The sequence below is a fragment of the Vibrio sp. D401a genome, from assembly GCF_030248515.1.
GTDB lineage: Bacteria > Pseudomonadota > Gammaproteobacteria > Enterobacterales > Vibrionaceae > Vibrio > Vibrio rotiferianus.
On sequence record NZ_JAHGAI010000022.1, the window covers coordinates 100,023 to 124,770 of the forward strand.

Here is a 24,748-nt window from a genome sequence, read left to right on the forward strand (position 1 = left end):
ATAACGTTCCTTAATTCTTTTAGATATTGTTTTTCGTCATCTCTACAACTTTCATTGCTTCAATGGTTTCTTCGAAGTCATGAACTCGGATAATCTGAGCACCTTTCATCGCCGCAATGGTCGCACAAACCACGCTAGCGTTGGTGCATTCAGCTGCGGGTTTATCCAACAACTTAAAGATCATCGATTTACGTGAAATGCCAGCCAAAATTGGCAGACCAAATTCGTGAAACTTCTCGAGATGAGCAAGCATATGATAATTGTGTTCAATTGTTTTGCCAAAGCCAAAACCTGGGTCGAGAATAAGTTGTGACTTATCAATACCGACCGCTTCGCAAGCTGCAATACGCTCTTTGAGAAATGCCGCGACATCTTCCATCAGATCATCGTATTGAGGATTGGCCTGCATCGTACGTGGTTGGCCTTTCATGTGCATCAAGCAAATTGGCAAGTTTGCTTTCGCTGCCACTTCTAACGCCCCTGGCTCTTGAAGTGCGCGCACGTCGTTAATTAAGTCTGCCCCGGCCTCAATGGCTTGATGCATTACCTCGGCTTTACTTGTGTCAATAGAAATCCAAACATCATGTTTTTCACGGATCGCTTTGATCACAGGGACAACACGCTGTAATTCTTCTTCTAGTGAAACATCCGGGGCTCCAGGGCGAGTCGACTCTCCACCGATATCGATGATGCTGACACCAGCAGCAATCATTCTCTCAGCTTGAGCAAGTGCAAGTTCAAGTGAGTTGAACTTACCACCATCAGAGAATGAGTCAGGAGTGACATTGAGAATCGCCATAACATGCGGACGAGAAAGGTCGAGAGATTTGCTGTTTGCTTTAATAATCATAGCTTTAATAATCACAACATATACAAAAACCCCGAGCTTAACTCGGGGTTTATTATCAAAGGCTACTCTTTATTCAGAGTCTTTCTTTTCTGGCGCTTCGCTTGAAGTCGCTTCTTGAGATGCAGGTTGCTCTACTGGTTTTGTAGACTCTTCCGACTTCTCTTCAACTTTTGCTTCAGGTTTAGCCTGAGGCTTATCGTTGTCTTCTGGTTTGCTTGCAGGCTTATCACCCCAACCAGCAGGTTCACGAATCTCAGTCTTACGCTCCATCAAGTCTTCAATCTGGCCAGCATCAATGGTCTCATACTTCATTAGCGCATCTTTCATCGCATGCATGATGTCCATGTTGTCTTCCAAGATTTTCTTCGCACGGTCATAGTTACGGTCGATGATCTTACGAACTTCATCATCAATAAGTTTTGCCGTGTCATCAGACATGTGTTTAGTCTGAGTCACACTACGACCTAGGAACACTTCACCTTCTTCTTCCGCGTAAAGTAGCGGACCAAGTTTTTCAGAGAAGCCCCATTGCGTTACCATTTTACGCGCAATGTCTGTTGCACGTTCGATATCGTTAGAAGCACCTGTCGATACTTTGTCAGCACCGTAGATAAGCTCTTCCGCTAGACGGCCACCGTACAAGCTAGAGACCATAGATTCTAGGTGTTGGCGAGACATGCTCACGCGGTCTTGCTCTGGTAGGTACATCGTCACACCCAACGCGCGACCACGTGGAATGATAGACACTTTGTACACTGGATCGTGTTCTGGAACGAGACGACCAACAATCGCGTGACCCGCTTCGTGGTATGCTGTTGACTCTTTCACTTCTTCAGACATCACCATTGAACGGCGCTCTGCACCCATCATGATTTTGTCTTTTGCCAGTTCAAACTCAACCATAGAAACGTTGCGCTTGTTACCACGCGCAGCAAACAATGCAGCTTCGTTTACTAAGTTTGCTAGGTCAGCACCAGAGAAGCCTGGAGTACCACGTGCGATTAGAGAAGGCTCTACGTCACCCGCTAGAGGCACTTTACGCATGTGAACTTTTAGGATCTGCTCACGACCACGTACGTCTGGAAGACCAACAACGACTTGGCGGTCAAAACGGCCAGGACGCAATAGCGCAGGATCAAGTACGTCAGGACGGTTAGTCGCAGCGATAACAATGATACCCTCGTTGCCTTCAAAACCATCCATCTCTACAAGCATTTGGTTTAGCGTTTGTTCACGTTCATCGTGACCACCACCAACACCTGCACCACGTTGACGACCAACCGCATCGATCTCATCGATGAAGATGATACAAGGTGCTGCTTTCTTCGCTTGTTCAAACATGTCACGCACACGAGATGCACCAACACCAACGAACATTTCTACGAAGTCAGAACCAGAGATAGTAAAGAATGGTACTTTTGCTTCACCTGCAATGGCTTTCGCTAATAGCGTTTTACCAGTACCAGGAGGACCAACCATTAGAACACCCGTCGGAATCTTACCGCCCAATTTCTGGAAGCGGCTTGGATCACGTAGGTAGTCCACCAGTTCTTTTACGTCTTCTTTTGCTTCGTCACAACCTGCAACATCCGCAAAAGTTGTCTTGATTTGTTCTTCGCTCATCATGCGAGCTTTACTCTTACCGAAAGACATAGCGCCTTTACCGCCGCCGCCTTGCATTTGACGCATGAAGAAAATCCATACACCAATCAGTAAGATCATTGGGAACCAAGAAATGAAAATTGTGCCAAGTAGGCTTTGCTCTTCAGGAGGCGTACCTTGCACTTTCACGTTTTGGTTAATTAGGTCATCTAGAAGCTTCTGATCATACACTGGCATGTAAGTGACCATTTTGGCACCACCGCCACGACGAACGAAACTAATTTCACCGTCTTTAAAAGTTGCTTCTTGAATCTGGCCTTGGCCAACTTCCTGTACAAACGTGGTGTAATCCACGGTTCTGCCATTGCTCTCTCCAGGGCCAAAGCTCTGGAATACCGACATCAACACGACAGCGATAACAAGCCACAGAATTAAATTTTTTGCCATGTCACTCAAGGTGTCAGCCTCTCGATAACTAATTGTAATTAAAGGTAGGGTACTACAGTTTATAAGCTGTAGCTATAGTGTTAACCATGCTCTAAACGAGCGAAATAGTTAACCTTTGTAACCAGTGGCTACAACAAAGACCTCTCGTGAGCGAGCTCGCGATGAGTCTGGTTTTCTGATTTTTACGACTTTAAACATGTCTCGGACTTCTTTCACAAATTGATCGAAGCCTTCACCCTGGAAAACCTTTACGACAAAGCTACCATTAGGTGCTAGAACTTGTCGACACATATCTAAAGCCAATTCAACTAAATACATAGCTCTCGGCTGATCTACAGAGTTGTTACCAGCAATATTAGGCGCCATATCAGACATTACTACGTCAACCATCGAAGGTTGGATTCGTTCTAATAAAGCATCTAAGACCGCCTCATCTCTAAAGTCTCCCTGCAGGAAGCTTACACCAGCGATTGGATCCATAGGTAGCAAGTCACACGCGATGATTTGACCTTCTTCACCTATTATCTTAGCAGCATATTGAGACCATCCGCCTGGAGCCGCGCCTAAATCGACAACAGTCATCCCAGGTTTCAACAATTTATCTTTTGTTTGGATCTCGTCTATCTTGAAGTAAGCACGTGAACGGTAGCCTTTCTTACGAGCTTCATTTGCATACTTATCATCAAAGTGTTCTTTCAACCAACGACCAGAACTAGCCGAATGTTTTTGTTTACTCATTTTAATCCCAACAAGGCGTAATTAGGAGCTATTGTTCTAATAGGCTCAACCTATTACTCAATAAATTATAGTCTTCAGCAATAGATGGCGTTAAAATAGCTTTTTTCAACCCTTATTTTAAAGAAAATTGGCCGCGTAATGAACCTAAGCACCAAACAAAAGCAGCACCTAAAAGGCCTGGCTCACAGTTTAAAACCTGTTGTGCTAATGGGCGCAAATGGACTTACAGAAGCCGTGCTAGCAGAAATTGAAATCGCTCTGAACCACCACGAACTGATCAAGATTAAAGTTGCATCAGAAGACCGTGAAACAAAGCAGCTAATCATTGATGCTATTGTGCGTGAAACTGGCGCAGAAAAAGTACAAGTTATTGGTAAAACACTTGTCCTATACCGTCAATCTGAAGAACGTAAGATCGAAATTCCACGCAAGTAATTTCAGTTCTTAGCTTCAGAAAAAAAGGTCGCTTAATGCGACCTTTTTTGTATTTAAACAACAGTATTAGACGTACTCTACGCTGTCGATTTCAAAGTCTTTAGCACCGCCAGGGGTCTGAATCACGACTTCATCACCTTCCATCTTACCAATCAAGCCGCGGGCAATCGGTGAACTAATAGAAATACGACCCGCTTTGATATCCGCTTCGTCATCACCAACGATTTGGTAAGTTTTCTCATCTTCTGTATCACAATCGATCAGGGTAACTGTCGAACCAAAGATAACCTTACCAGTGTTATCCATTTTCGTTACATCAATCACTTGAGCAACAGACAGCTTGTACTCAATATCACGAATCTGAGCTTCACAGATGCCTTGCTCTTCGCGTGCTGCGTGATACTCCGCATTTTCCTTTAAATCACCTAGTTCACGAGCCTCTGCGATCGCTTCAGAAATTTGAGGGCGAAGCTTAAGTAGACGATCTAGTTCTGTGCGTAGGAGTTGTTCACCACGCAGTGTCATTGGAACTTTTTCCATTATATAACCTCAAGGCCAAAGGGTTCTTTGGACAAAAAAAACCTACCCAATCTAAAAGATTAGGTAGTGAGTTAATTGATGCATTTCTTCTAGTTTAAACAAACTCTAGGGTGAAATCACCCTAATTTAAAAACCGTCGAAATAACGTGATGTAATGCACTTAAATGCAGCAAACTTAGATTCGAGATACATCTCAAATTATTGAAAAACAGCTAGCTAGCCACACACAAAAACATCAAAAAAGATAAAAACAAATCAATGTCAGAACCAAGCAAACCACGACATATCCAATAAAATACAACAACTTAAATTATAAAAACCAGCAATCGAACAGTGTTCATCAGTTCAATTTATATCATTTTACTAACTCATAATGAAACTTTAGCAGTAAAACATGTCCGGCAAGTTATTACGTCATAGTGTTTTCGAAAGTGAAGTTTTCTCATAAATGAAACTATACGCATAACAATAACTTGTGAGAGATTACCTCTCCCCCATAAAACAATGATTATGGACAGCTAACTAGGACAAATAAGATGAAAAAGACTCTAATTGCTCTTTCTGTATCTGCAGCAGCTATGGCAACTGGCGTTAACGCAGCTGAACTTTACAACCAAGACGGCACTTCTCTAGAGATGGGTGGCCGCGCTGAAGCACGTCTATCTCTAAAAGATGGCAAAGCTGAAGATAAATCTCGCATCCGTCTAAACTTCCTTGGCACTCAAGCGATCAACGACAACCTATACGGTGTTGGTTTCTGGGAAGGCGAATTCACTACAGCTGAAAATGGTGACGTAGATGGCAACAGCAATCTAGACACTCGTTACGCGTATGCTGGTCTAGGTGGCGCATTCGGTGAGATCACTTACGGTAAAAACGACGGTGCACTGGGCGTTATCACTGATTTCACAGATATCATGGCTTACCACGGTAACTCTGCGGCAGATAAACTAGCTGTTGCTGATCGTTCAGACAACATGGTTTCTTACAAAGGCCAATTCGAAAACCTAGCTGTTAAAGCAAGCTACCGTTTTGCGGACCGTATCGAAAACACTGCTGGTACTGAGTACACAGACAACGGTGAAGATGGTTACTCTCTATCTGCAATTTACGCACTAGGCGAAACTGGTCTTGAGCTAGGTGCTGGTTACGCAGATCAAGACGAAGCTAACGAGTACATGCTTGCTGCGTCTTACACAATGGGCGACCTATACTTCGCTGGTGTATTCACTGACGGCGAAAAAGCTAAGAAAGATGGTGACTACACAGGTTACGAACTAGCGGGTGCTTACACTCTTGGTCAAACTGTATTTACAACGACATACAACAACGCAGAGACTAACGATGAAACTTCTGCTAACAACGTTGCTGTCGACGCATCTTACTACTTTAAGCCTAACTTCCGTGGTTACGTATCATACAACTTCAACCTAATCGACTCTGGCGATAAACTAGGTAAAGTTGGCGGTAACACGGTTGCATCTAAGATGGATTCTGAAGACGAGCTAGCTCTAGGTCTACGCTACGACTTCTAATTGAGTCTTTAGACTTGAAGAAATGCCCGCACATTGCGGGCATTTTTGTATTCAGATATTCACACAAATTCAGTATATACTCTCCTCATCGACCACAAGAAAGTATCATCACCATGCGTATACATTGGCCAATTTGCTTTTTCTTTTATTGCTTCAGCATGATTGTCCATGCATACCCATATCAAGAGGTACTTCCTGATGGGGTACGCCTTAGCCTAGTCGCTGAAAAATTGAGTGATCAAACTGAGCTGCTAGGCTCAGCACCAAGTTCTCAGCTGTTTCCGCCAGCAAGTACCCTAAAAGTCGTCACCGCACTAGCGGCAAAGTTAGAGCTCGGAGATAGCTTCAGCTTTACCACCAGCCTTTCCAAAGCTAATGACGATCTTGTCATGTCATTTAGTGGCGATCCCACGTTAACAAGCAAAGACTTAAGTAACCTGCTGGATCAACTAAAAAAAAGCGGTATTACCGAAATTAAAGGAAATGTCTGGTTAGATGACGCTATGTTTGTTGGTTATGACCGCGCCGTAGGCTGGCCATGGGATATTCTAGGCGTGTGTTACAGTGCCCCAGCCAGTGCGATTACATTAAATGAGAATTGTGTTCAGGCGTCTATTTATACTCAAGACAATGGTAAAACGCGGGTATTTGTCCCAGAGCATCAACCAATCCATGTTTCAACCTCAGCAATTACCGTTAGCAAGTCGGGTCAGAAAGCAAAACATTGTGACTTAGACCTTATTGCACACTCCTCAAACCAATACGAGCTCAAAGGGTGCCTAGTTAAACGTGATAAACCGCTGCCACTTAAATTTGCGGTGCAAGACCCTAGAGCGTATACCAGTCGAGTCGTCTATACATTACTGCGCCAAAAAGGAATTAAGCTCCACGGGCAAGTATTGATTGGAGCTCCCCAAAATGGCATCAACACGAAGTTTATTGCCAGCCACCACTCTAAAGCTTTGCCAGCCTTGCTTGAAGAAATGTTAAAGCGCTCAGACAACCTAATTGCAGATACTTTAACTAAAACTCTAGGCCACCATTTTTATATTCAGCCTGGCAGTTTTAGAAATGGCACCGAAGCGATCAAGCAAATCATATTTGCCAATACTTCTATTGATATAAAAAATGCACAGCTCGAAGATGGCTCTGGTTTATCGCGTAATAACCGTATCTCAGCCGCATCAATGGCAGACATCCTTCGTTACATATGGAAGCATGATAAAGAGCTAAACCTGATTGCAATCATGCCCAAATCCGGTGAATCGGGCACTTTGAAATACAGACAGAGCATGCGTAAGGCACCAATAAAAGGGCAATTAATCGCGAAAAGTGGTTCGCTTTACGGGACGTATAATATGGCGGGCTATGGACTTGATAAAAACGGCAAGCCAAACACCTTGTTTGTTCAGTTTGTGTCGGATTACTTCCCAGAAAAAAGGGACGATAACAAACCTGTCATCGCCCCTATCACCCGTTTTGAAAAACTGTTCTACCAAGACATTGTGAGCTTCAGTCAGGCAATACCCAAGAAGTAGTTCACCACGGTAAAGTAGATCCACATCCCTGATATATCGACAATCGATGCTAATACTGGACTCACCAATACGGCAGGGTCCAGTTTAAAAGCTCGAGCAATAATAGGTAGCAAACCGCCAAGTGTGGTAGAAATAGTCACCTGAATAAATAGTGCAACTGCAATAGCCAATGCGATATCTTCTAGCGCAAAGCCGCCCGTTGACTGCCCGTTGCTAAAAAGCATAATACGCCCCACCATCACAACGGCGATCGCTAATGCAATAAATAGCGCTACGCGGCTTTCTTTCCATAAAACTTCTAACCATTGGCGCTTCTTAAGCTCCCCTGTTGCAAGAGCACGAATGACCAAGGTTGCAGCTTGTGTCCCCGTATTACCACCCGCAGCAGCAATCACTGGCATGTACACCGCAAGTAAAACGAGCTGGCTCAAGGTGTCTTCATACTGCGCTATGATTAAACCAGACACAATTCCGAGCAACGCAAGTGCAATGATCCAGCCAATACGCTGCTTCACATGCCCTAATACGCTCGTGGAAAGATATCCGTCAGGTGTATCAACTTCAGACATATGCAAACCTAACTGGTGAGCATAGTGACGCGCACGTTTGTCATGCCCTGCTTGTTCAAGTTGAGCGATAAGGCTATTCACATAACCTACCGAGCAATGCTGCAAAATACCTACCGCCTCATCAATAGGCATAACAGTGAGTAAATGCAGTTGTTGCTCTTGCTCGTATCGCAAAAAAGCATTACGAGCGGCACCAATTTCTACTTCTGAGAAGTTTGGTGTTGTTTCAATAAAAGTGTTGTTCATTACCGTCATGGCGAATCTCCCGATTGGCATTGGTAACGACCATCGACAACGCGCGCAAATAGCCTTTGGCACACTCCATTACGTGTATTAGAAACACTGGGTGCACGAAAACATCAATGCAAAAGCACTGTCTATTCAGAATTTATGAAGGGAAATAACAAGAAGGAAAAATTAGAAAAGATGCCTCACCACTCAGGTAAGGCGGAGATCGCCAATACCGAAGCGGGTTATTTCGCTCCCTTAATCTTACTCACCCAGCAACTGGGAGGATGGTCGGTATTGTTCATGTAAATCTCCGATAAAGCTGCTCATCTAGCAGCGCGCGTATAGTAGCAAAAACGAGTCACTTTTACAGTTCATCTCAGGCTAATTCACCAAATTTTCATACAAAAAAAGCGCCCAGTAGGCGCTTTCATTTTGAACAGTTATTGATTACTTAATAGTAATTCGTGCGAATTTACGTTTACCAACTTGGAATACGTAAGTGCCTGCTTCAGGTGCAAACTTCGCATCAGCAACTTTCTCGCCTTCAATCTTAGCTGCGCCTTGTTTAACCATGCGCATTGCTTCAGAAGTTGAAACACATAGACCGGCTTCTTTCAGTAGGTTTGCTACTGGTGTACCCGCTTCAAAATCAAACTCAGGCATTTCATCTGGAATTTGGTTCTTAGCAAAACGGTTCACGAATTCTTGCTCTGCCGCATCGGCATCCGCTTCACTATGGAAACGAGCAATGATTTCTTTTGCTAGCAGTACTTTGATATCGCGAGGGTTCTTACCAGCTTCCACGTCAGCTTTGAACTGTGCAATTTCTTCCAATGGACGGAAAGACAGTAGCTCGTAGTAGCTCCACATTAGATCGTCAGAGATAGACATGATCTTACCAAACATTTCGCTTGGTGCTTCGCTGATACCAATGTAGTTGCCTGAAGATTTAGACATCTTCTTCTCGCCGTCTAAACCAACTAGAAGCGGCATCATCAGTACAACTTGAGGTTTTTGACCGTGAGATTTTTGCAGCTCACGCCCCATTAGCAGGTTGAATTTTTGGTCAGTACCACCAAGTTCAACGTCCGTTTCCATTGCTACTGAGTCCCAGCCTTGAAGTAGCGGGTACATGAACTCGTGGATAGCGATTGGTTGACCACCAGCGTAACGCTTTTTAAAGTCGTCACGTTCTAGCATACGAGCAACAGTTTGGTTCGCGGCAAGACGAATCATGCCTTCTGCGCCAAGCTCAGATAGCCACTCAGAGTTGAACTGAATTTTTGTCTTAGCTGGATCTAGGATTTTGAACACTTGCTCTTTGTACGTTTCAGCGTTGCGTAGAACGTCTTCACGACTTAGTGGTGGACGAGTTGTGTTCTTACCTGTTGGGTCACCAACCATCGCAGTGAAGTCACCGATAAGGAATGTCACTTCATGACCTAGTTCTTGGAACAAGCGAAGCTTATTGAAAATAACCGTATGGCCTAGGTGAATGTCAGGTGCTGTTGGATCGGCGCCCAATTTAATACGTAGAGGACGACCTTCTTTTAGTTTTGCGATCAGCTCTTCTTCTGGAATCAGCTCTTCAACACCGCGCTTAATCTCGGCTAATGCAGCTTCAATGCTCGCCATTCTTGTTCACTCCCACAGATTTGGCAAAAAGTTAATAGCTGGACATCTTACTTGAATAGCGATGCATTTTGAAACACGTTAGACTAGGTAGTTGTCATTTTTTACGTTTAAATCAGTTATCCAATACTCATGCATTCATTTTTTGTCCGACTTCCACTCTTGCACAAAGTATTGATCGGTGTTTTTAGTGCTCTCATTGTTGTTGCACTGTTTTTTTTACCCGATCCTCAAGACCTAGCACCAGAGCAAAGCCGATTAGAAATCGGCCAGCATTACCCTGTCCCCCTTTCTCTACCAACAAACTTATCTAACCCATCCCTTAGTTCACTTCCTTCAGTGCTAAGATGGGAAACACATACGGTGAAAGATGGTGAGAGTGCTGCGGTGCTATTCAATCGTATCGGCTTATCACCTCGTCTTCTCCACGACCTGATTACGACTAATAAAGAGATCAAAAATCAGCTTACCCGCCTTCGTCCAGGAGACGAGCTTAAGTTTGGTTTTGATGAGAACAATGATTTTGTTCAGCTAAAACGCACACTCAACGCATTCGAGACATTTAGAATTAAGTCTGAGGGTGGCAAATACATCTCTCAAGTTGATAAAAAAGAAGTCGATTACCAATACAACTACGCTGAAGCGACCATCAAATCTAACTTCTGGAATGCTGGCATTTCTTCGGGTTTAAATGCTAACCAGATTATGGAGCTGGCTGGGATCTTTGGTTGGGACATCGACTTTGCTTTGGACATTCGTAAAAACGACACTTTTCGCGTACTTTATCAAGAAGAGGTGGTTGAAGGTGAAGTGATTGGACGTGGCAAAATCATCGCAGCAATATTCCACAACCAAGGCGATAAATTTACCGCTATTTTGGATGAGAAAACGGGGAAATACTACGATGAGAACGGCCGCGCCATGAAGAAAGCTTTCTTGCGTGCTCCTTTGGATTTTCGTCGTGTAACATCAAACTTCAACCCTCGCCGTTTACACCCTGTGACTGGCAAAGTCCGCCCTCACCGAGGTACAGACTATGCTGCTCCGGTGGGTACGCCAATTTGGGCAGCTGGTGACGGTGTCGTACAGAAGTCTGCTTATAATAAGTTCAACGGTAACTATGTCTTTATTAAGCACAGTAATACTTACATTACCAAGTACTTACACTTAACTAAGAGAATGGTAAAAACAGGCCAACGTGTTAAACAAGGACAAACTATCGGCACCTTGGGTGGGACAGGTCGAGTAACTGGTCCGCACTTACACTATGAGTTTTTAGTCAATGGCGTTCATAAGAATGCGAGAACGGTTAAATTACCACAGTCCAAATCGCTAACCGGCAAAGCAAAGCAAACCTTTATGGCGAATGCAAAAATCAGCATGGCCAAACTAGATCGCTACAGTAAATTGCTCGCAATGAAGTAATTAAAACGATTTAAATTGAACAATAACTAAGAGGCAGCCTAAGCTGCCTCTTTTGTTTTAGGGTCAGGTTCATCAATATTGTGTTCACGACCAAGCATCAACAGACACGGTGTCAGCACCAAGGTCAACACAGTCGCAAAAGCCAAACCACCAGCGACTGCAGTGGCTAATTGCGACCACCACTGCGTGCTCGGTGCACCAAATTCTATTTTCTGGTTCACCAAATCGATGTTCATCTCTAATACCATCGGCAACAAGCCAAGTATCGTTGTTACCGTGGTCAATAGCACTGGGCGCAGACGTTGTACGCCGGTACGCAAAATCGCGTCTGATTTTTCTAACCCACGCTTGCGCATTTGGTTATAAGTATCAATCAGTACGATGTTGTTGTTCACCACTATCCCAGCCAGCGCGATCACTCCAATACCGGACATAATAATGCCGAATGGCTTTTGGAAAATCAGCAGCCCAACAAACACACCGACGGTAGAGAACAGCACAGCACTTAGGATTAAGAAAGCTTGATAGAAGCTATTAAACTGAGTAATCAAAATAAGCGCCATCACACCAAGAGCAACCATAAAGGCACTTTGCAAGAAAGCGGAAGAGTTCTCTTGCTCTTCGTTTTGCCCACGAATTTTAAACTCAATCCCAGCAGGTAACCCCAATTGTGCCACTTCCGCCGTTATCTTTGGCAGCTCCAGTGCGAGGTTATACCCCTCAACCATATCCGCTTTGATATTTACCACTCGGCGTCCATCAACACGACGAATCGTATCCTGCTTATGATCCGGTTTAATCTGCGCAAAGTTAGTGATCGGTACTAAGCCCGCTGCCGTTTTTACTCGCAGCTGATCAAAACGTCCGATATCCCGCTTATCTTGTGGATAACGCACTAAGATATCGACTTCTTCATTGGCATCATCGGGCAGATAATCACCAATCTTCAAACCGTTAGTAACAAACTGGACGGTATTACCAACCAAAGTCGCATCAGCGGCAAAGCGAGAAGCATCGTCCCTGCGGATATCAATCTGCCAATCAATCCCTTCTTTATTAGTGGTATCACTCAAGTTAGTTAGCGCAGGGTTACGATCAGCCCAGTAACGAACCATTTTTGCGGCACTGTCTAATTGGTCAATGCTTGAGTTTTGTGCCGACATTTCAATCACGAGATCATGCTCAACTGGTGGTCCGGCATCGGGAAATTTGTACTCCAGCTCTACGCCAGAGAATTGGTTAGTGGTTTGTTTGAGTTCTTCAATGATGTCTTTCACTTTACGGCGATATTGCCAGTCAACAGGGGTAATCTGAATTTGACCAATCTCATCACCGTCATTTGAATCGGAGCCTGTGCGCGTGTAGACACTTTCAAACTCATCATGCCCTAACATTACTTTCTCAATCTCTTTCATTACGATGTCTTTCTCATTGATCGACAAATCACCATAAGAACGCACTTTGACAGTAAAGAAAGCGGGATCCACTTCTGGGAAGAACTCCGCCCCTAGTCCCGCTTTGTTATAAGTAAAGCCGACACCACCAGCGAGTAGTATGGCACTGAATAGAACTTTCAGTGGATGCTTGATAGCGACCGAGAGCGTTTGATAGTAAAGCTTGGTAATACCGGTGGCCTTATCAAACTCGCCATTATGTAGATCAATCATCTCTTGCTGGCTTTTAGGGTTAACCACTTGTGGCTTACCAATAATTCCACCAATGACCGGCACGAACAGCAGCGCCATCATTAACGAAGCTGTTAACGTCGCAATCAAGGTTAATGGCAAGTACTTCATGAACTCGCCCGTAATGTCCGGCCAGAACAATAGCGGAGCAAACGCAGCAAGAGTAGTCGCAGTAGATGCCGTAATAGGCCAAGCCATCCGTTTTGCCGCGTCTCGATATGCTTCTTTACGTGGCGTACCTTCTTGCATACGCCTATCAGCAAATTCGGTCACCACGATAGCACCATCCACCAGCATACCGACTGCCATGATCAGCGCGAAGAGCACGACAATGTTGACCGTTAAGCCAAATACCGAAAGCACCAATAAGCCCGTAAGGAATGAGCCAGGAATGGAAATGCCTACCAAGAGAGCGGTTCGCACACCAAGTATCGCGATAATGACGATAACCACTAAGATAATCGCGGAAAGGATATTGTTTTGTAGATCACTAAGCATCAGCTTGACATCGTCAGACTGATCCCACGTATACTTAACTTGCAGGTTATTTGGCCAATCCGCTCGCTTTTGAGCTTCAACCAGGACTTGCTTAACGAGTTCAACCGTTTCGATAATGTTTTCGCCCGCACGTTTTTTAACATTCAATACGACTGCCGGATCACCATCCAAGCGAGCAAAGCTTTCAGGGTCACGGAAGGCTCGGCGCACTGTCGCAACATCACCAAAAGTGATCACCTCTTTGCCATTAACCTTGATCGGCAACTCTAATACGTCTTTTAGAGAATCAAATACGGAAGGGACTTTAACCGAGAAGCGACCATAACCCGTATCGACAAAGCCGGCAGCAACCACTCGGTTGTTTAAAGCAATCAAATTGTAGATATCGGCTTGATCCAAACCGTAACTTTCCATCAATAGCGGATCGACCACGATCTCAACGATGTCTTCACGATCACCGGCAATATCAACTTCCAATACCTGACGATAGCTTTCTAGCTTGTCACGCAGTGCACGAGCAATCTGCACTGTGGTGCGCTCAGGAACCGTGCCATACAAAACCAGTGTGAGAACCGGCTCCTCAGAAGCAAATGTTACCTCGTTTACTGTTGGCTCATCGCTATCTGCTGGCAGTTTGGGCTTAGCGAGATCAACCGCATCACGCACATCAGCCATGGCCTCAGCTAGGTCAACACCAACACTAAATTCCAGCGTCACTGAGGCATGCCCTTCAGAGGCCACCGAGGTCATCTCTTTTACCCCTTCGATAGAACGCAGCTCTTGCTCTATTGGACGAACCAATAAGCGCTCCGCATCTGTTGGAGAAATACCTTGGTGCCCTACTGACACATAAATGATTGGGATTGTAATGTCTGGGCTCGATTCTTTAGGAATCGTAATGTAGGTAATCACGCCAGCAATAAGAATCATCACTAGCAAAGTTAACATCGTACGTGCACGCGATAACGCAGCATCAATCAAAGCAAACATATTGCCTCCTTATTGCTGGTTCACGGCTTCAATGGCGTCATCCACTTTGGTCGCCATCACTAAATCACCATCACGCGCAAAACCTTGTCCGAGCACAATGATGTCCACTTGGTCGCCTAATCCAGACAACCAAACGCCATCTTTTTCGGCTTTCACAAGTTGAATAGGAACAAAATGGACATGTTGATCGCGTAGTGTCTTGATGCCAAGGTTGCCTTCTTCGTCGAGCGCGAGCATGGCTGCGGTCACTTTTACGGCCAACACTTCGCTCAAAGACAACACGACTTCAGCACTGATCCCCGCCGGCATTGCACTCTCACGGTTATCAATTTCAATCTCTATTGGGAACGTATTGGTTGAAGTCGAAGACACACGTCCGATATAACGAATTGTGCCTTGGTGGTGAACGTTGTTGATAGTACGAACGTCAGCAACTTGGCCTTCTTTTAAATACTGAATATGACGCTCGCTAACGTCCGCTTCGATGACTAACCTTTCAAGGTCAATAACGGTGGCAATCGGATCGCCCACACCAACAAAGTCACCAACTTCAACGAATCTATGGTCAAGAATGCCATCGAAAGGCGCTCTTACTTTGGTGTTTTTAAGAGCCGTTTCAACATTGCTTAAATTCGCTCGTGCATCAACCAGTGCAGCTTGTGCTGTGGCAAACGCAACCTCCCCCTGTAAGCCTCGATTTTTCAGAGACTCTGCAGCTTTAAACTCTTTTTCTTTAACACGCAGCATCGCTTTGGCGCGTTTAAGCTGAATATCGAGGTCACGCTCATCAATATTGGCAATCACCTGCCCTTGTTTCACGCTTTGCCCTTTTTGCACATTCAAACTGATGATCTTACCTGCGACTTCAGCCCCTAGACGAGCTTGTCGATTTGGCGCGGTGCGACCGTACAGTTCAATGGTTTTGCTGGTTGGTTGGGCGGTAAAAGAGTTGAACATCACCTTAGCAACAGGTGTGTCTTCAGCTTGAGTGTTTGAAGGAGAAACCGTTTCGTCTTGTGCTTTAAGTTGACCCATTGCGAGCCAAGCAGCTAAAGCGATCACAAGCGTTAGAGAGACTAGCCATGGACGCTCTACAATACGACGTCCAAAAGAAGATCCAGACATACAAAGTCCTTTTTATTTTTAGCTCTCAGCTCTCTTTGGAACTGGGAGTGCGTTTACGTGACTTCCTGCTACGTAAAACTCAGGCAGCCAATTGGCTGCCTGTTGTCGTGTTAATTAAACACTGAATGATGCACCACAACCACAAGTTGTCGTCGCATTTGGGTTATTGACGAAGAAGCGAGCTCCTTCTAAACCTTCTGTGTAATCAACCACGCCACCGATTAGGTATTGCAGGCTCATTGGGTCTACAACCAGTGTTACACCACTGTTTACGATTGTTGTGTCGCCTTCATTTACGTTTTCATCAAATGTGAAGCCGTATTGGAAACCACTACAGCCGCCACCAGTAATGTATACGCGTAATTTCAGCGCTGGGTTTTCTTCTTCCGCAATCAACGTTTGAACGCGAGATGCCGCGGCATCAGAAAAAGATAATGGTACGTTTACTTCGCTCACGAAGACCTCTCTCACTCGTGTAATGCGTCAAGCCTGAAGCAAGACGTCAAATTTGTGCTAATTAGAGCGATTATCCAATACCTGACCAACTCGTTCAAGTATTCACCGCCGATTCTTTATATCCGATGCTGATATGTAAGATTACAACGCCAGACTACACATAAATTACCCAAAACGTTTCTAACTTGAGTTTAGCTAGGTACAATGCGCTCCACTTGGTCCGAGCAATCAAAAGAGGATAACCCCATGACCAAATCATCAGAGCTATATCAAAAGGCTCAGCAAACCATTCCTGGCGGTGTGAACTCACCAGTTCGTGCATTCAACGGCGTTGGCGGTTCTCCGCTATTTATCGAACGAGCAGACGGTGCCCTGATTTTTGATGCCGATGGTAAAGCGTACATTGATTACGTTGGCTCTTGGGGTCCTATGATTCTAGGTCATAACCACGCAGTAATCCGTGAAGCGGTTATCGATGCAGCACAACGCGGCCTAAGTTTCGGTGCACCAACTGAGATGGAAATTGCGATGGCTGAGCTTGTATCTGAGCTAGTGCCATCAATGGAACAAATCCGCATGGTGAGCTCTGGTACAGAAGCGACCATGAGTGCTATCCGTCTAGCTCGTGGCTTCACTGGTCGTGACAAGATCATGAAATTTGAAGGTTGTTACCACGGCCACGCTGACAGCTTGCTAGTAAAAGCGGGCTCTGGCGCACTAACTTTAGGTCAACCAAGCTCTCCTGGCGTTCCTGCAGATTTTGCTAAGCACACGCTAACAGCAACATTCAACGACCTAGATTCAGTACGTGAACTATTCGCAGCAAACAAAGGCGAAATCGCATGTATCATCGTTGAGCCAGTTGCGGGCAACATGAACTGTATCCCACCAGTAGAAGGCTTCCACGAAGGTCTTCGTGAAATCTGTGACCAAGAAGGCGCGCTACTGATTTTTGATGAAGTAATGACAGGTTTCCGTGTTGCTCTAGGCGGCGCGCAAGCACACTACAACATCAAACCAGACCTAACGACTCTAGGTAAAGTGATCGGTGGCGGCATGCCAGTGGGCGCTTTCGGTGGTCGTAAAGAAGTGATGCAATACGTAGCACCGACAGGTCCTGTTTATCAGGCAGGTACGCTTTCAGGTAACCCTGTGGCGATGGCAGCGGGCTTTGCATGTTTGAACCTTCTAAAAGAAGAAGGCAACGAGAAACGTCTTGCGGCGAAAACAAAACAGCTTGCTGAAGGCTTCAAAGCACTTGCTGAGAAACACGGTATCCCAATGGTAGTAAACCAAGTGGGCGGCATGTTCGGCTTCTTCTTCACTGACCAAGAAACCGTAACGTGCTACGAAGACGTGACTAAGTGCGACGTTGAGCGCTTCAAACGTTTCTTCCACCTAATGCTAAAACACGGTGTATACCTTGCACCATCAGCATTCGAAGCAAGCTTTACTTCTCTTGCTCATGGTTCAAAAGAAATCGACGCAACACTAGAAGCAGCAGATCGCTGTTTCGCGATTCTAGCAGAAGAAGCGAAGTAAGCTTTTTACTCGCACACCAAAAGCAAAAAAGGACCTTCAGGGTCCTTTTTTATTGTCTGAGCTATGCTTGCCAATTAAAAATCACGAGAATAGCGAGTACGCCGATAACAATACCAAACCACGGTATGCGTTTGTTTTTCTTCTCACTCTGACACTTCTTGTCACCGTTACAACAACCCATTTTTCTATCTCTTGATTGATAACTGCCTGATTTGTGGTCATTATAACAAGGTCCGTTGCACCTTCCCAATTCGGCTATGTCATAAGCTTGAAAGAATCGTCGGTGCAAAGTAATAAAGGTTTGACGCTGTGGTATAAAGCGCTAGCCGTAACATCATCCGTAAGTTGGATTAATCCCATGCCGAACAATGTAAAAATCACGTCGAGTCACCGAGTGTTAGTTGTTGCGCTGCTCGCCGCTGCTTTTGCCTGCTATTTATTGGTTGAACCCTACGTAAACTCAATCGTAATGGCCTTTATCATCTCGCTACTTATGTTCCCAATACACGAGTGGTTTGAGAGCAAAATGCCTAACCATAAAAACTTGGTCTCACTACTCTCTTGTGTGGTTCTAACCTTTATTATTGTGATTCCATTGTTGTTTGTCTTTGCTGCCATCGTTCAGCAAGGTTCCGTCTTTTCTCAAAATACCTATAAATGGGTGACCAATGGTGGTATCCAAGATATCTTCCAACATCCTTGGGTAGTCAAAGGTTTAGCGCTGGTTAATGAGTACTTACCTTTCGATAAAATAGAACCTCAAGCTATCGCAGAGAAGATTGGTCAATTCGCTACATCATTTGGTTCAAACCTTGTTGCTATCAGTGCAAAAATCCTTGGTGATGCGACGAACTTCCTGATGGACTTCTTCCTGATGTTGTTTGTGTTGTTCTTTCTGTTGCGTGATCACGATAAGATCATCTCAGCAATGCGCCACATCTTGCCGCTTTCTCGTAGCCAAGAAGACAAGATTCTGACCGAGATTGAACAAGTATCGAAATCTGCAGTTATGGGGTCATTCTTGACCGCGATAGCTCAAGGTTTTGCGGGCGGTATTGGCATGTGGTTGGCCGGCTTCCCTGGCCTGTTCTGGGGCACCATGATGGGCTTCGCATCTTTCATTCCGGTCGTTGGTACCGCGTTAATTTGGATCCCGGCAGCCGCTTACTTGTTCCTAACTGGTGATACGACTTGGGCCATTTTCCTAACGGTGTGGAGCGTGGTCGTGGTTGGCTCTATTGATAACCTGTTGCGTCCGCTGCTAATGCAAGGTAGCGCCGGCATGAACACCCTTATGATCTTCTTCTCGTTACTGGGTGGTCTGCATCTGTTTGGTTTGATTGGTCTTATCTACGGTCCATTGATCTTTGCCGTGACCATGGTGCTGTTTAATATCTACGAAGAGGAGTTCAAAGACTTCCTCAACCAACAAGACAACAGCTAGTCATCGCTTAAGCACTTCAAGCTTGGGGCAGATTGTGCGAAAATCTGCCCCTAATTATTTCTGATGAACCTAATTTATGTCTGCTTACATCGCACCTAGCCAAATTGCTCAGCGCCAACTTGAGTATTTCAACGGAAAACACGTTTTAGTCGCAGGAGAAGTTGAAGACTTGTTCCCGCTAGAGTTACTGGAGCATTGCGAATCTGTAGAAGTGTTTACTTCCAACTACAGTTACTATCGCCAAATTCAAACCTCTGACAAAATGAAAAGTCATTTTGGATCTGAGTTTGACGTTGAAACACAAGCAGACATGGTTCTTTTATACTGGCCAAAAGCTAAAGCTGAGGCGGAATATCTGTTAGCGATGCTGATGGCTAAGCTAGGCATCAATACAGAAATCGTTGTGGTTGGTGAAAACCGTTCAGGTGTAAAGAGCATCGAGAAGATGTTCAAAGACTATGGTCCCGTAAAGAAGTACGACACCGCTCGTCGCTGTTCATTTTACTGGGGAACTTGCCTTAACCAGCCAAAGCCGTTCAATCAAGCCGACTGGTTTAAATCTTACGAGATTACACTTGGTGAACAATCACTTACCGTTAAGAGCCTACCTGGCGTATTCAGCCATGGTGAGTTTGACCTAGGTAGTCGTCTTCTGCTGGAAACCTTACCGAAACTTTCAGGCAAGGTACTGGACTTTGGTTGTGGTGCTGGTGTGCTGGGTGCATTTATGGCTCAAGCAAACCCAGAGATTGCGATTGAGATGTGTGATATTAACGCTTATGCCATTACCTCTAGCCAAGCAACACTCGAAGCGAATGGGTTATCAGGTCGTGTTTTTGCCTCAGATATCTACTCAGACACGGCTCAAGACTACCGTTTTATTGTCAGTAACCCACCATTCCACAGTGGCTTAGACACAAACTACAACGCAGCAGAAACGCTGTTAGGTCAAGCACCACAGTACATGACAGCCGATGGTGAGATGGTAATCGTGGCTAATAGTTTCTTGAAATACCCACCAATTATTGAGCAAGCATTCAATAATTGCGAGACGCTAAATAAGACCAACAAGTTCTCTATTTACTACGCAAAAAAATAACGTTTTTAGTAACGCACGGTAGAATTACTGTGCGTTATTCACACATTAGTTGCCTCTCCCGCGAAAATTTGCGTTGTTCAGCACGGTTTACAACCAACTTTCTTGTCAAAGAAAAAAAACTCGTTAATTTTGTTAATTCTAACGAATTAACTTCTTATCCGTTTTTAACGAGAACCAAGGTAAGTCTTATCTTCAACAACTTACCGATTTATGAGTTGTAACCATCCCATGTTTAAGTTTTACAAAAAGCAGAAATTTAAGCGACTGCAGAATACTCTCATGACCGCATTTCTGGTCTTAAGTATTACGCCTTTGACGATCACTGCGATTTTCTTCCTACAATCACACAGTAAAGATTTACAAGAACAGAGTACATCTCATCTTCTCTCTGTCCGTGATACTAAGCAGCAGCAAATCTTAGATTATTTTGCAGCCCAAGAAACCGAAGTCATGGGCTTTGTTCGTTCTGAGCTCGCATACGCGAGCGGCGGACGCTTCTATGGTCTCGTGAATGCATTTAATCGCTTGGGTCAAAGTGAAGAAGAATCTCGTGAAAATGCACAGCAACGCTACATAAAAGGTAGTGGTGATCAGATAAAAACGTCGATTTTACCCGAATCTTCCAATTACGTAGGTAGTGAGCGTTATCGACTACTACATAAACGTTATCACTGGGCATACCTAGAGCTGCTTAAACGTTCTGACTTCAACGACATTCTATTGGTCGATATTGACGGCAACGTGACGTATTCAATCAACAAAGATGACAACTACGGTACCAACCTACTAACAGGACGCTATAAAGATGCCGCTTTAGGCAGAACATTCAAGCGCCTATCTGAAGATGTAAGTGCTCGCCGTAAAGTCAATGAAGACTATACGCCAGTTGTTATTTCTGACTTTGATGTAGAAAACGGTAAACAAGTTGCTTGGCTTGGCGCTCCAATTATCCAACAAGGCTACCTACACAGCTATGCAATGTTCCGCCTACCGAGTAACGGGATCACCAAATTAATAGCGGAGATCAACCGTGACACTCCTATCGAAACTCTTTTAGTTGGGTCTGACCATAAACCAAGGACAATCAACACCAAAAGTAACGAAATTAACAATAGCTTAATCGTGGTTGATAAGGCGCTACAAGGTGAAACTAGCGTAGAAACTTACACCAATGGAGTGGGTGAAGATATCATGGCTGCATTTGCGCCAATCAGCAATCGAGGGATTACTTGGGCGCTAGTAGTTCAATTGCCAGAAAAACTCGCCTTTGCTCGCGTGCATCAATTAGAAAAGTTGTTTGTTATCGCGATGTTTATCGCCATTATTCTAGTGATTATTGCGTCGCACTACCTATCTAACTTCATCACTTCCCCTTTACTTAAGCTGACTTGGGCAGCAGAGAAAGTATCCGCTGGTGATCTAGATGAAACGACTTTTAATACTGAACGAAAAGACGAAATCGGTCGCCTGGCAATCAGCTTCGAACGAATGCAGCGCTCTATCCGCGAAAAAATCCAGACGATTAAACAACAAAATGCAGAACTAGAGAGCAACATTAAACTCATTCAAAAGCAAAATGAGGATTTGCAGCTCGCTGATAAGCTCAAAGATGAATTCCTTGCCACCACTTCTCACGAGTTAAGAACACCATTACATGGGATGGTTGGCATTGCCGAGACATTAGTTTCTGGAGCGAATGGAGTCATTCCCGCGAGCCAGAAATACCAGCTCGATATCATTATTAAAAGTGGCCAACGACTCGCCAGCCTAGTTGACGACCTACTTGATTACCATAAGATGCGCTACGGCAGTATGGATATTCAAAAATCTGCCGTTAACTTACCAAGTGCTACGCAACTGGTTCTTGAGCTGTCTAGCCACTTGTTAGGCAACAAAACGATTCGGATTATCAATCAAGTTCCTAGTGATCTTGTTCCAGTATCGGCCGACCCTCAGCGCTTAGAACAAGTTCTCTATAACCTTATTGGCAATGCGATTAAGTACACATCTGAAGGTAAAATTGTTATTTCAGCAGGTGTGATAGACGATCACATCCGAGTGCAAGTTGTAGATACAGGACAAGGGATACCAGCGGAGCAATTAGAGCACATCTTTGAACCTCTGATTCAAGCAGGCCAAGACTCCACCCGATACCGCCAAGGTGCTGGGCTCGGCCTATCGATCAGCCGTCAATTGATTGAACTGATGGGCGGCTCTCTCTACGTGAGTAGCCAGCCGATGGTTGGTACTACATTTAGTTTCACGCTACCTGTAGCAAGTGAAGATGAGATCTCTCTGACTCAAAACCTTTCAGTTCGTGGCCATTTCCAGGTGCCAGAAAACGGAGTCGAAGTAAATGAGGAGCCTTCACTTCCAGAGAACCCGGACGGTCCACTACTGTATGTTGCTGATGATGAGCCTGTAAACCTACGTGTGCTAGAAAGCTTCTTACGGCTTGAAGGCTACCGAGTAAGAACGGTAACCGATGGTCCAGAAACACTAGAACTTGTTGAGAAAGAAAAACCTGAGCTGTTATTGCTTGATATCATGATGCCTGGAATGAGTGGCTACCAAGTTTGTAGCGAACTACGTAAACACTACGATCATGCCGAGCTTCCCGTCATTATGCTCACTGCACTCAATCAAACTGAAGATCGTGTTCGAGGATTTGAAGCTGGCGCGAATGACTATTTATCCAAGCCATTCAATAAGCATGAACTAGCAGCAAGGATTCAAGCACATTTAACCGCAAGTAAGGCAGAGCAACGTCGAATCGAGAACAAGCAGCTTGAGAGTGAACTAAAGCAACGCGCTCAAGTAGAAGCTAGCTTGCTAGAAACTCAAGGGCGACTTTTAGAGCAGCTAGAGTCTGCTCCTGAAGCGATCATATGTTTACGGGAAGACCAACGAATTCGATTTGCGAATGAGGCTGCCTGCAAACTGTTCAAGCGCAGCCTAGAACAGTTGCGACGCTCATCTGCAGACGAGCTTATCGCCCCTAAATATTTGACCGTTAAACAGCCTCATTACTGCGGAAAAATTGATATTTATGTTGAAGATGTTCGCCAAAATATTGAAGCGGATATCCTCAAGCTTCCTGAAGGTTCAGGCCTCGACGTCATGTATATCTTTAACGTTGGAGGGGGGGCAAGCGCGACTCGAATTTACAATCTGGAAACAGCTGTAGAAGTATTGTCTAGCTATGCATTTGACGGCGATAAAGACCAACTACAAAAGCTGAAGGAACTGGGTGGCGAGTTTACACGCCTAGCTGATAAAGCTCTGGGTAACAAGAAGGATAAGCAGGATCTAATGCGGGAAATACTGGTTGATACCATGATTCATGCCCTAGATTACTGGGAGTCTGCTACCGGAGAGAGTAAATTTGCTTTTGCAGAACAAAGCGGCCTTTGGCGAGTGTACTTAGACAGAAGCACCCTCCAAACACGAACCTTAGATAAATACCTACGTATCGAGACGCTACCTAAGACACCTCGTTGGCGAACGGTACTAAGCTCTATAGAGTTTATTCTTGAGCATTGTAAAGAACAAAGCCCCGATCGTAGCCACATTGAAGCACAGCGCGATAAACTGCAGAGGTTACTCACTAGCTAGCCAATTTATTAAATAGCCCCACCAGCCCGGTGGGGCTTTTTTTCACCCAGTGCAAGTTAACTAGGCACTCCATAGCTCTGGCTCCTATCACTCCCCAACTCAGGTAATCAAAGCACCTTGGCCAACCACAACCTTGAGATTATTCAAGTCGACACCAAACTTAGGTGCCAACAGGAGCAGCCAAAACATTGGAAGCAATACAACAGAACTCATTTTCAATGAGCTATCTTACGCTATTTTTATCACCTTCATTTTCTACTGATTTACCATTTTTTATCTTGCAAAATACACCTCAATCACACTTCATTTCTCGTATAAAAAAAGCATATTCAGCTGCTTTCTTTCGCTTACAAAAACAGCCATTTTCACTCCAATCAGGCTAATAAGACCAACAATTGATGTAGATTGAGACGTCAATCACAACAGAACGGCAGATTAAATTTCACCTAATAAATTAACGTCATTTTACGCTGTGAGCCAGATCTCCAATGTAATCAAAAGGCAAAAACCCCTGCATTTAAAAATAACCACAGGTTAGCAATCACTAACATAACAAGTTTAACCCCATATAAACTGCGAGGCATATCAATGTTCAAAAAATACGCTCAGAGAGCAAAATTAAATCAGAAATGACGTTTATAACGGAGATTTGATGTGTTTTAACGTTTTTAACGGGAATCGAGTTTGATTATTTAGTAGATAAGGTGTTTTCTTAGTCCTGCCTAAGGCCTACAGGCCACTCTAGAACTCAG

17 protein-coding genes are annotated in these 24,748 nt (G+C 44.6%); 8 read left to right on the forward strand and 9 right to left on the reverse strand.

Annotated features, from left to right (window positions below; translation table 11 throughout):
• Positions 1 to 19 precede the first annotated feature (19 nt).
• The 3 genes from folP to rlmE all read right to left on the reverse strand — a co-directional run bounded on the left by folP (position 20) and on the right by rlmE (position 3,637).
• Positions 20 to 850, reverse strand: coding sequence for a dihydropteroate synthase (gene folP / locus KIV41_RS10595; RefSeq protein WP_285336340.1), 831 nt, complete (start codon positions 848 to 850; stop codon positions 20 to 22).
• 69 nt (positions 851 to 919) lie between these two features.
• Positions 920 to 2,899, reverse strand: a complete 1,980-nt coding sequence (ftsH, locus tag KIV41_RS10600; RefSeq protein ID WP_285336342.1) for an ATP-dependent zinc metalloprotease FtsH — start codon at positions 2,897 to 2,899, stop codon at positions 920 to 922.
• A gap of 108 nt (positions 2,900 to 3,007) precedes the next feature.
• Positions 3,008 to 3,637 (reverse strand): 23S rRNA (uridine(2552)-2'-O)-methyltransferase RlmE, encoded by a 630-nt coding sequence (rlmE, locus tag KIV41_RS10605; protein WP_010450082.1) that lies wholly within the window; start codon positions 3,635 to 3,637, stop codon positions 3,008 to 3,010.
• Positions 3,638 to 3,775: 138 nt separating this feature from the next.
• Here rlmE and yhbY point away from each other — a divergent pair, with 138 nt between their 5' ends.
• Positions 3,776 to 4,072 carry a ribosome assembly RNA-binding protein YhbY gene (gene yhbY, locus KIV41_RS10610; RefSeq protein ID WP_010450084.1) on the forward strand — a complete coding sequence of 99 codons (297 nt, stop codon included), beginning with the start codon at positions 3,776 to 3,778 and terminating at the stop codon, positions 4,070 to 4,072.
• A 66-nt stretch (positions 4,073 to 4,138) separates the two neighbouring features.
• On the opposite strand, the gene greA is transcribed toward yhbY, so the two are convergent.
• A complete protein-coding gene (greA, locus tag KIV41_RS10615; protein ID WP_010450086.1) occupies positions 4,139 to 4,612 on the reverse strand; it encodes a transcription elongation factor GreA in 474 nt (157 codons plus the stop codon).
• A 536-nt stretch (positions 4,613 to 5,148) separates the two neighbouring features.
• Here greA and KIV41_RS10620 point away from each other — a divergent pair.
• Together KIV41_RS10620 and dacB are read left to right on the forward strand one after the other, a co-directional pair.
• Positions 5,149 to 6,147, forward strand: a complete 999-nt coding sequence (locus tag KIV41_RS10620) for a porin (RefSeq protein WP_045393930.1) — start codon at positions 5,149 to 5,151, stop codon at positions 6,145 to 6,147.
• A gap of 113 nt (positions 6,148 to 6,260) precedes the next feature.
• Complete coding sequence (gene dacB / locus KIV41_RS10625) at positions 6,261 to 7,685, forward strand: serine-type D-Ala-D-Ala carboxypeptidase (RefSeq protein WP_285336345.1); 1,425 nt, start codon at positions 6,261 to 6,263, stop codon at positions 7,683 to 7,685.
• On the opposite strand, the gene KIV41_RS10630 is transcribed toward dacB, so the two are convergent.
• Together KIV41_RS10630 and tyrS are read right to left on the reverse strand one after the other, a co-directional pair.
• Positions 7,664 to 8,509: a magnesium transporter gene (locus KIV41_RS10630; protein ID WP_285336346.1), complete on the reverse strand. Its 846-nt coding sequence runs from the start codon at positions 8,507 to 8,509 to the stop codon at positions 7,664 to 7,666. The two genes, dacB and KIV41_RS10630, sit on opposite strands and share 22 nt — an antisense overlap.
• A 423-nt stretch (positions 8,510 to 8,932) precedes the next feature.
• On the reverse strand, positions 8,933 to 10,120 hold the full coding sequence (gene tyrS, locus KIV41_RS10635) for a tyrosine--tRNA ligase (protein ID WP_285336347.1): 1,188 nt from the start codon (positions 10,118 to 10,120) through the stop codon (positions 8,933 to 8,935).
• A 129-nt stretch (positions 10,121 to 10,249) separates the two neighbouring features.
• Here tyrS and KIV41_RS10640 point away from each other — a divergent pair, with 129 nt between their 5' ends.
• On the forward strand, positions 10,250 to 11,542 hold the full coding sequence (locus KIV41_RS10640; RefSeq protein WP_088880413.1) for a peptidoglycan DD-metalloendopeptidase family protein: 1,293 nt from the start codon (positions 10,250 to 10,252) through the stop codon (positions 11,540 to 11,542).
• Positions 11,543 to 11,580: 38 nt separating this feature from the next.
• On the opposite strand, the gene KIV41_RS10645 is transcribed toward KIV41_RS10640, so the two are convergent.
• The 3 genes from KIV41_RS10645 to erpA all read right to left on the reverse strand — a co-directional run bounded on the left by KIV41_RS10645 (position 11,581) and on the right by erpA (position 16,296).
• Positions 11,581 to 14,715, reverse strand: a complete 3,135-nt coding sequence (locus KIV41_RS10645) for an efflux RND transporter permease subunit (RefSeq protein ID WP_285336349.1) — start codon at positions 14,713 to 14,715, stop codon at positions 11,581 to 11,583.
• Between the two features lie 9 nt (positions 14,716 to 14,724).
• On the reverse strand, positions 14,725 to 15,840 hold the full coding sequence (locus KIV41_RS10650) for an efflux RND transporter periplasmic adaptor subunit (protein ID WP_285336350.1): 1,116 nt from the start codon (positions 15,838 to 15,840) through the stop codon (positions 14,725 to 14,727).
• 114 nt (positions 15,841 to 15,954) lie between these two features.
• Positions 15,955 to 16,296: an iron-sulfur cluster insertion protein ErpA gene (erpA, locus tag KIV41_RS10655; protein ID WP_005439421.1), complete on the reverse strand. Its 342-nt coding sequence runs from the start codon at positions 16,294 to 16,296 to the stop codon at positions 15,955 to 15,957.
• A gap of 246 nt (positions 16,297 to 16,542) precedes the next feature.
• On the opposite strand from erpA, the gene hemL reads away from it, so the two are divergent.
• From hemL to KIV41_RS10675, 4 genes are all read left to right on the forward strand, one after another.
• A complete protein-coding gene (hemL, locus tag KIV41_RS10660) occupies positions 16,543 to 17,838 on the forward strand; it encodes a glutamate-1-semialdehyde 2,1-aminomutase (RefSeq protein WP_009707535.1) in 1,296 nt (431 codons plus the stop codon).
• Positions 17,839 to 18,196: 358 nt separating this feature from the next.
• A complete protein-coding gene (locus tag KIV41_RS10665; protein WP_009707537.1) occupies positions 18,197 to 19,282 on the forward strand; it encodes an AI-2E family transporter in 1,086 nt (361 codons plus the stop codon).
• A 76-nt stretch (positions 19,283 to 19,358) separates the two neighbouring features.
• Complete coding sequence (gene rsmC / locus KIV41_RS10670) at positions 19,359 to 20,381, forward strand: 16S rRNA (guanine(1207)-N(2))-methyltransferase RsmC (RefSeq protein ID WP_285336351.1); 1,023 nt, start codon at positions 19,359 to 19,361, stop codon at positions 20,379 to 20,381.
• A gap of 228 nt (positions 20,382 to 20,609) precedes the next feature.
• Complete coding sequence (locus tag KIV41_RS10675) at positions 20,610 to 23,996, forward strand: response regulator (RefSeq protein ID WP_010450108.1); 3,387 nt, start codon at positions 20,610 to 20,612, stop codon at positions 23,994 to 23,996.
• The last annotated feature ends 752 nt before the right edge of the window (positions 23,997 to 24,748 follow it).

Coding starts and splice junctions, on each gene's coding strand:
- ftsH (WP_285336342.1), bottom strand. CDS start 2,899: ATGGCAAAAAATTTAATTCTGTGGCTTGTTATCGCTGTCGTGTTGATG.
- greA (WP_010450086.1), bottom strand. CDS start 4,612: ATGGAAAAAGTTCCAATGACACTGCGTGGTGAACAACTCCTACGCACA.
- KIV41_RS10650 (WP_285336350.1), bottom strand. CDS start 15,840: ATGTCTGGATCTTCTTTTGGACGTCGTATTGTAGAGCGTCCATGGCTA.
- yhbY (WP_010450084.1), top strand. CDS start 3,776: ATGAACCTAAGCACCAAACAAAAGCAGCACCTAAAAGGCCTGGCTCAC.
- KIV41_RS10630 (WP_285336346.1), bottom strand. CDS start 8,509: ATGACGGTAATGAACAACACTTTTATTGAAACAACACCAAACTTCTCA.
- KIV41_RS10640 (WP_088880413.1), top strand. CDS start 10,250: ATGCATTCATTTTTTGTCCGACTTCCACTCTTGCACAAAGTATTGATC.
- KIV41_RS10620 (WP_045393930.1), top strand. CDS start 5,149: ATGAAAAAGACTCTAATTGCTCTTTCTGTATCTGCAGCAGCTATGGCA.
- folP (WP_285336340.1), bottom strand. CDS start 850: ATGATTATTAAAGCAAACAGCAAATCTCTCGACCTTTCTCGTCCGCAT.
- KIV41_RS10675 (WP_010450108.1), top strand. CDS start 20,610: ATGTTTAAGTTTTACAAAAAGCAGAAATTTAAGCGACTGCAGAATACT.
- rlmE (WP_010450082.1), bottom strand. CDS start 3,637: ATGAGTAAACAAAAACATTCGGCTAGTTCTGGTCGTTGGTTGAAAGAA.
- KIV41_RS10645 (WP_285336349.1), bottom strand. CDS start 14,715: ATGTTTGCTTTGATTGATGCTGCGTTATCGCGTGCACGTACGATGTTA.
- tyrS (WP_285336347.1), bottom strand. CDS start 10,120: ATGGCGAGCATTGAAGCTGCATTAGCCGAGATTAAGCGCGGTGTTGAA.
- dacB (WP_285336345.1), top strand. CDS start 6,261: ATGCGTATACATTGGCCAATTTGCTTTTTCTTTTATTGCTTCAGCATG.
- rsmC (WP_285336351.1), top strand. CDS start 19,359: ATGTCTGCTTACATCGCACCTAGCCAAATTGCTCAGCGCCAACTTGAG.
- KIV41_RS10665 (WP_009707537.1), top strand. CDS start 18,197: ATGCCGAACAATGTAAAAATCACGTCGAGTCACCGAGTGTTAGTTGTT.
- hemL (WP_009707535.1), top strand. CDS start 16,543: ATGACCAAATCATCAGAGCTATATCAAAAGGCTCAGCAAACCATTCCT.